The organism is Streptomyces spongiae (genome assembly GCF_009377185.1).
Taxonomy (GTDB): Bacteria; Actinomycetota; Actinomycetes; order Streptomycetales; family Streptomycetaceae; genus Streptomyces; species Streptomyces spongiae.
Window position 1 is genome coordinate 1 of the sequence record NZ_VJZC01000577.1, and the last position, 6,306, is coordinate 6,306.

A 6,306-nucleotide genomic window follows, 5' to 3' on the forward strand; every position below is an offset into this window, starting at 1 on the left:
CCGCCCCCGCCGTCCCCGTCGCCCGGTCCGGACTCCGACCCACTTCCGCTCGACACCACCAGATCGTGCGCGGACTTCGACAACAGTGAAACGTAGAACGGGAGGTCGGGCAGGGACGGGGTGGTAAGGCTCAGGACAAGCAGCCGTGCCATCCGAGGAAGTGGGAGGTAGACGTCGGCGCGGGCCAGCGGCAGGGACGGTGCCGTGTCGTCCTGTGGGTCCGACTGCCATTGCAACCCGCACAGTACGAGGACGCCGGGCCCCGCCGGAACACGGATCTCCTCGACCGTGTTGTTCTCGTTCGCGGAGAGCGCCTCGAAGAGGCCGCGCGCCGAGAGTTCCGCGTCGGGCTCGTCCAGCGGGTCCAGGCGGGCAAGCAACGATGCCGTGGTCATGCGGGCGTCGGGCGTCTCATCGAGGCAGAAGCCCGCATAGAAGGACTTCTCAGCGAGGGCGAGTTCGGCCATTTCACGGTAGGTGTGAAAGGTGACTTCTCGCTGGAAGTCGGTGCCGTGCGGCCAGACCTCCTCGGCGATGGACCAGAGTTGCTCCTGGCGTTCCTCATCGTCCAAGTCGAGTCCCAGTGAATGAAACCCACCGGGTATGTCCAAGTGCAGCTCGATACTCGGGGCGGACATCAGAGAATCTTCCTGTGGGTTGGCCGCAGACTCACACCGCGACGCAGATCCGTGGGTACGTCCAGGGCGAGGTGGTGCTTGTGTGCCAGCCGGGTCAGCACACTGACCGGAGTTCCCCGGAATTCACGAGGATGCAGTGCGACCCCCTTCAGGCGGCCGCCGTCAGGCATGGGAGCCAGTGTGACGAAGTGGTGGATCGTCGTACGCCAGCCGAATTGCTGGCGCTCGATCTCCCCGGCGAGCCGCGCGAACTCCCGGTCCAAGGAAGCCTCGTGCTTGCTTGGGCTGCGAGAGAGACGCAGCGCCAGCTTGCCAGGTGAGATGAACCGGGCGGGAGCGTTGAGGAGCCGCATCAGATCGTCCTCATGACCATCTCCGAAGATGACCAACAGCAGCCAGACGAGTTTGGCGACGAACTCCACCGGAATCAGAACCCACTGCAGCACGAACCACAGCAGAAGCCCCAGCCTCGAAGGGAACGGAAGGACCGGGTCGGCGACCGAATCGGCGGAGTGCGGCGTGACAGACATGACTATTCTCCCGTCACGCTGTCGTAAATGCCGCTGACAGTGCCCGGAACCTGCATCGCGAGCTGGGGTCCCTTCGACCACCAGGACGTCGGGTCCACGGTTCCGTCGGCACGTATCACTGCTTGCAGGGAATCAAGGTTTCTGAGCCCTGGAGTGTTGGCAACAACGGTGTTCAGCCCGGTCTCACCGATCGAGGCGCCCATGTTCTTGGCCACCGAATTCTCCCAGGCGAGCTTCACCTTGTTCGCCGCGCCTTGAGCCTCGAAGATCTGGCCCTCAGCGCCGCTGCGGATTCGGTTGCCCGCTCGGCTGAAGTCGCGCGCTGTCGCGGCTCCGTCGTCCACGAGCTTGCCCAGCCGAGCGGCTCTTGCCGCGCCGTCGACCGATGTCACCAGCTCTCCCGCCTTCTCCGCGCGCACCACGACCTTCGCTGAGCCGGAGACGGCTGTCTTGGCGAAACCCGCGCCCGGAATGACGCCGAGGGCGTCGCCGGCGAGGTCCATCAGTCCTATGTCCGCCCCACCGATCTTCGCCGCGCCGTGCGTGAGCAGTGCGCCCGCCGAGAACCCGGCGCTTGCCAGGGCGAGGGCGCCGGACAGAGGCGGGCACCACAGGGTCAGCAGCGCGAGAACTCCGAGGACGGCGGAGATGTTGCCCAGCCAGTCGCCGATCGACTTCAGGAGGTCCTTGTTCCGGGCACACCACTCCTGGATGGCGTGCCCGAGCTTCTGGAACTGGTCACCCAGGCGTTCCCAGAATCCCGGGTCCGGTGCGCCGTCAGTGGCCTTGCGCAGGTGGTCCGCGACACCGCGGGCCTGGGCCTGGTGCTCCTCCAACAGTCGCTCCGCCTGCTTGACGATCTCCTCAAGCTCGCGCTCGGCCTTGTCCAGCCGAGCTGAGGCCGCCGACAGGTCACCGTCCGCCTGCTGCAGTCGGGTGTTGGCCGCGTCGATCTTCGTCTGGGCGTCCTGGAGGGCTGTGCCGGTGAAGTACTGGCCGCTGAGGCGGAACGCGGGATCGGAGGCCGCCTGGTTGTAGCGGTCGGTCGCGGTGCCCTTGGCCTTCTCCGCGGAGGCGACCTGGCCCTTGGCTTCCTTGGCCCGGGTCTCGTACGTACGGGCCGTGCCCTGGTAGTCCGTCAGCGCCTCGCGCCACTTCGACAGCTCCGACGACGCCGTGCGCATCGCCTCCTGGCTGTCCTTCAGGTAGCGGGGGAGTTCCCCGACCTTCTTCGAGAAGGCGGAGGCGGCGTCCCCGGCCCAGGTCACGTTTCCCGTGAGGCGCTTGATGCTGTTCTGCGCGTTGTCGAGTGCCGTCGCCGCTTTCCTGGTGCGGGCGGTGAGCGAGTCCACGTTGCCGGGATCGCCCGGGGCCGGATCGAAGCCGAGCGCGGGGTACGAGTCGCTGCTCACCGGGCGCCGCCCTTCCCGGCGAAGCCGTCACGCAGGGCCGTCTCGACGTCCCGGTAGGTGTCGCGGGTCTTCTTCAGTCCGTCCTCGATGCCCTGCGTGCCCTCGGCGATCTTCGCGATCGCGTCGTCCCAGCTGTCGTGGAACTCGTCGCAGGCGTTGTCGAGTTCCTTGCTCCCCGTGCTCCTCGGACCGGTGTCGCGGAGAGCGTTCAGCGCCGAGCGCATCTCCTCCTGGCTCCTGTGGAGTTCCCTGACGAGACCGTCCAGTTCGGATATCTCTACCTTGAAGCCTGTTCCCATGGCGTGGCATCCCCCTGTCACGCAACGCGCCTTCATTTGCTGTCGCTACACGCTAACCAGCAGGTGTCGGGCGTCTCGTCGAGGGGCTTTCCGGTCGCAGAGTCTTCACCGACCTCTTGCTGGACCGCCCTGGCGCTCACACCCGGGCTGGCGGCGACAGGGGGCGCGCTCGCCTTCGCAGTTGGCAAGCCGATCGGTCGGCTGTTCTTCAGCTCACGCTGCGCAGTACCACCAGCACCGCGCCGCTCCCCAACGCACACGCCAGGGCGACGGCCAGCAACTTGCCGCTGCGGCTGCGATAGCTGCGTACAGCCGCCCAGATCCCGGTGGCGCCCACGACCGCCAGAACTCCGCTCACCACACGCATGGCGACATCGGAGCCTGGCAGGACAGTCGCCGCGGCGCCGCCCAGGGCCACCATCGCGCTGAGGATGCCGGCGAACATTGCCGCGTTCCACCAAGTGCGAGACGACAGTCGCTCCCGGCTGCCGTCACCCATGTCATTCATCAGCATGGGCGGCAGGCTACGCGATCGTCGGGATCGGCGTAGCGGTCGCGAAGCTCACCCGTTCGCCCGCTCTGCCACTGGCTTTGCGGTATGCGGCTGTCGTCCATGGTTCCGGCCATCCGGCGCCCTCTCAGAGTTTCCAGTCGTGACCACTGTGCCGAGCCCGCTGCTGTGCCGCCCGCGAGCGCTCCGCTGCTTCTCGGCGTTCCTGTTCGATCTCGGTGCGCTGAGCTTCGAGGTAGCGTTCGGCCTCGGCGCGCTGCCGTTCCCGGTCTTCTGGGGACTGCTCCTCGTACTCACGGCGAGCCTGCGCGATGCGCTCGCCGAGGGCGTCGGAGTACGCGCCCACGCGCAGGGCTTCGCGGAGGCCGACCCGCCCGGAGAGGACCTCCCGGGCCATCTCCTGGAGCGCGCTGTTGCCGGACGAATTGTCAGCGAGGCGCTGCAGAGACTTCCGCAGCGCACGGGCCCGGGCCTCGTCCCGCGCGATGTCCATCAGATCCGCGTCGCCGATCTGGCGCTCTTCACCCATGGCGTGGGTCTCTCCTTACTTCCGGATGCGACCGGACTTATCGGATCGCCGGACCTACCGGACCTACTGGATCGCCGGATCGCCGGATCGCAAGATCACGGCCGGACATTGCTGAGCGATGAGGCGACGGCGTCACGCGACCGCGGGGTTGTCGTAGTTTCCACCCACGGATGGGAAGTTCTGGAAGTGCCCGTAGATCTCGGCTCCCAGCGATTCCAGGACGCCGACTCCGCCGTTGACGATGGTCTGCGCCTGGGCGAACATCTTGGTCGCGTCTCCCCACATGTTGATCAGCCGCGTGATCTCGAGGGCGGCCAGGCCGTATCCGACAAGGGCGCCGGCGCCGGTCCAGGAGAGCAACGTACCCGCGGCCATTTCGACGCCGACGATGATCAGGCCGTCGATGATGCCGCCGAGTACTCCCTTGATGGCTTCCGCGGTCGAATAGGCGGCGTGGGCCAGCCTCTCGTAGGTGGAATGCAGGGAATCGAGGGTCTCGCGGCAGCCGGTGAGTTTCTTCGCCAGTTCGTCGAAGTAGATGTAGGCCGCGTCCGCGGCATTGCCGTCCCACGTCGAGTCGAGAGAGGAGTTCCCCGACTTCAGGTTCTGTGCCACGCCGTCGCATGCCTTGCCGATGTTCTGCCATACGGAAGCGCACTCGGCGAAGGACTCCCAGTCGCCGGCGAACCACTGGATGACTTCGTCCAACGGGTTGAACCCGAAGACCGCGTTGTACGCCTCCATGATCCAGTACGACGGGCTGACGAGGTCGCTGGCGTCGTTGAAAACGTCCAACAGGAGCCCCTGTGAGAACTCCTCCGGCTTCTTCGGGGCGGTCAGGTGGCTGGTCGGCTCGGTAACGTCGGTGAAGCCGGACATGCAGGGCCTCTCGGGGGCTGGCTGGCGTAGTCAGCGCTTGCTGGGCGGGTAGGTGGCGTCCATGGACCGAGCGGTGGAGGTGTCGGTATTCCTGTAGTAGGTGGCGCTCTTGCTCATCTCGGTCTCTGCTGCGCGCAGTACCGACTCTGCCCGTGTCATGGCGGAGTTGACTTCGCCGACCACCGACCGGTGGGCGCCAATGATCAATTCGATCAGTCCCTGGTTCGAGACGCCTACGTCGCTGTTTTCCTGTGAGTACTTCCCCGCCTGCTGAATGTCGTCAGCGGCTCTGCCCACTTGCGACGCATAGCTGTCGAGATCGTTCGCCTGAACCCTGAACCCCATCGGCCCCCCTTTGTCCCTCAGTCACAGCAGTTCGGACACGCTATCGCACGCCACAGGCGAAGTTGAACGGGTGTGGGTAGGCCGCAACAGCCACATCATGGGCTGCCTGCCCTTTGCTGTCGGTGCCTGTTTGACTACGCCCTGGATATCGTTTGTCGTCGAGGGCAGAATCTTGACTCTTTCTTGGGTGGTTGGATGGTGTTTCTTTGGTGATTCTCGGCGCGGACGAAACCGTCTGTTCATGTAGCTGGCTGGCCCGTTGGTGGAGACGAAATCGACTGCGGCGTGCGCCAATTGGTCGCCAGTCGCCAGTCGCCAGTCGCCGGTCGCCAGTCGCCGGTCGCCGGTCGCCGGTCGCCGGTCGCCGGTCGCCGGTCGCCGGTCGCCGGTCGCCAGCCGCCAGTCGCCAGCCGCCTGTTCGCAGCGAGGATGGAGGACCGTCTTGTGACGGGTCCAGGAGGCATCCGTGTGCGCGCAGGGCAACTCCGATGGCAGCGTGAGGAGTTGACGCCGGACAGCCCCGCTAGCGCGATGATCCGCGCGTGCGCTCCCGGTGGCCCTTGCGATCCGGAACGCCCATGTAGCCGGCCTCGCGTTCGGTCTCGCCGAGCCACAGTTGAGGGACCTGCTGCTGGATGGCCGTGACCAGCGCCTCCCGGGAACCCGTGGGGACAGGGAGGCGGTAGCGCAGCCGCGGGAGGTCGGGGCGCAGCGGTTCCTCGTCGCGGACCATGGGCCACAGGACCGGGTCGTCGCGGTCGATGTGGATGTTGGGGAAGAGTTCGATGGAGTGCGTCTTCACACCGCTCTTGCCTGACTTGCTCCAGTGCAGCCCGACTCCGGCGAGGCCCTGCCAGGGGATGACGTTCTGAACCTTGCCGTTGCTGACCCACAGTCCCATCTGGTCGACGCTCACACTGGAGTGTCGGCTCGACCAGGTGACGACCAGGCTCCCGACGCTGATGAAACCCATGAACAGCCCGATGACGATTCCCCCGATCCCCTTGGGGTTGGGTCCGCCCTCTCCGAGCCCAGCAGCTACCGCGATGCCGCCGAACAGGACGAGGGCACTGATCGCCGTGAGCACGATGCCGAGGGGAATCATCCGCCGCGAGGCTCGCCGGCCGGTGCGCACGACGGTGGCGGTGGGTGAGGGGGAGGGG

9 protein-coding genes are annotated in these 6,306 nt (G+C 66.4%); all 9 read right to left on the reverse strand.

Annotation, left to right across the window (positions count from 1 at the left end; all coding sequences use genetic code 11):
• Positions 1-638: hypothetical protein (locus FNH08_RS41865; protein WP_152776747.1), on the reverse strand; the 638-nt coding region annotated here is incomplete at its 3' end.
• Complete coding sequence (locus tag FNH08_RS41870; RefSeq protein WP_152776748.1) at positions 638-1,168, reverse strand: hypothetical protein; 531 nt, start codon at positions 1,166-1,168, stop codon at positions 638-640. The genes FNH08_RS41870 and FNH08_RS41865, both read right to left, overlap by 1 nt.
• A gap of 2 nt (positions 1,169-1,170) precedes the next feature.
• A complete protein-coding gene (locus FNH08_RS41875; protein ID WP_152776749.1) occupies positions 1,171-2,580 on the reverse strand; it encodes a putative T7SS-secreted protein in 1,410 nt (469 codons plus the stop codon).
• Positions 2,577-2,879, reverse strand: coding sequence for a WXG100 family type VII secretion target (locus FNH08_RS41880; RefSeq protein ID WP_152776750.1), 303 nt, complete (start codon positions 2,877-2,879; stop codon positions 2,577-2,579). Before FNH08_RS41880 ends, FNH08_RS41875 begins: the two co-directional genes overlap by 4 nt.
• A gap of 208 nt (positions 2,880-3,087) precedes the next feature.
• Positions 3,088-3,393, reverse strand: a complete 306-nt coding sequence (locus FNH08_RS41885) for a hypothetical protein (protein WP_152776751.1) — start codon at positions 3,391-3,393, stop codon at positions 3,088-3,090.
• A gap of 124 nt (positions 3,394-3,517) precedes the next feature.
• Positions 3,518-3,919 carry a hypothetical protein gene (locus FNH08_RS41890; RefSeq protein ID WP_152776752.1) on the reverse strand — a complete coding sequence of 134 codons (402 nt, stop codon included), beginning with the start codon at positions 3,917-3,919 and terminating at the stop codon, positions 3,518-3,520.
• A gap of 132 nt (positions 3,920-4,051) precedes the next feature.
• Positions 4,052-4,798, reverse strand: a complete 747-nt coding sequence (locus FNH08_RS41895) for a WXG100 family type VII secretion target (RefSeq protein WP_152776753.1) — start codon at positions 4,796-4,798, stop codon at positions 4,052-4,054.
• 30 nt (positions 4,799-4,828) lie between these two features.
• Positions 4,829-5,143, reverse strand: coding sequence for a type VII secretion target (locus FNH08_RS41900; RefSeq protein ID WP_152776754.1), 315 nt, complete (start codon positions 5,141-5,143; stop codon positions 4,829-4,831).
• A gap of 523 nt (positions 5,144-5,666) precedes the next feature.
• Positions 5,667-6,306: hypothetical protein (locus FNH08_RS41910; RefSeq protein ID WP_322726326.1), on the reverse strand; the 640-nt coding region annotated here is incomplete at its 5' end.

Excerpts from the sequence above, each read along its gene's own strand:
- FNH08_RS41890 (WP_152776752.1), bottom strand. The coding sequence starts at position 3,919 with ATGGGTGAAGAGCGCCAGATCGGCGACGCGGATCTGATGGACATCGCG.
- FNH08_RS41885 (WP_152776751.1), bottom strand. The coding sequence starts at position 3,393 with ATGCTGATGAATGACATGGGTGACGGCAGCCGGGAGCGACTGTCGTCT.
- FNH08_RS41895 (WP_152776753.1), bottom strand. The coding sequence starts at position 4,798 with ATGTCCGGCTTCACCGACGTTACCGAGCCGACCAGCCACCTGACCGCC.
- FNH08_RS41900 (WP_152776754.1), bottom strand. The coding sequence starts at position 5,143 with ATGGGGTTCAGGGTTCAGGCGAACGATCTCGACAGCTATGCGTCGCAA.
- FNH08_RS41870 (WP_152776748.1), bottom strand. The coding sequence starts at position 1,168 with ATGTCTGTCACGCCGCACTCCGCCGATTCGGTCGCCGACCCGGTCCTT.
- FNH08_RS41880 (WP_152776750.1), bottom strand. The coding sequence starts at position 2,879 with ATGGGAACAGGCTTCAAGGTAGAGATATCCGAACTGGACGGTCTCGTC.